1 pseudogene is annotated in these 243 nt (G+C 34.2%); it reads left to right on the top strand.

What is annotated here, in order from left to right:
* A pseudogene (locus tag ACFINC_RS11370) lies at window positions 1-220 on the top strand (tetraacyldisaccharide 4'-kinase); the annotation flags it as partial.
* Window positions 221-243: the final 23 nt, after the last annotated feature.

The raw sequence follows: 243 nt of genomic DNA, 5'->3' as shown, positions 1-243 counted from the left end.
ACAAAAGGCTCAAATGCACAATTTATGGCTAGCAACAACAGCTAAAGATTATATTCGTATACAGACAATTCATGAGCGAAAAGATTTGAAAAATCTTATTGTTTTTGATGTGGATGTCGATTTTGTTCAAAAAGATTTCTGTCATATGCTCCTTGAGGAGGTTATAACCCGCTTTAGAAAACGTTCCTGTGAATTTTCTTGTGCGAAAGGCAAAGGTTAAATTTATAGCTTTTAAGGGGCTAT

It is taken from the genome of Bartonella sp. AP58NXGY, from assembly GCF_042195785.1.
Lineage (GTDB): Bacteria > Pseudomonadota > Alphaproteobacteria > Rhizobiales > Rhizobiaceae > Bartonella.
This window is presented reverse-complemented; position numbering and strand designations above follow the sequence as displayed.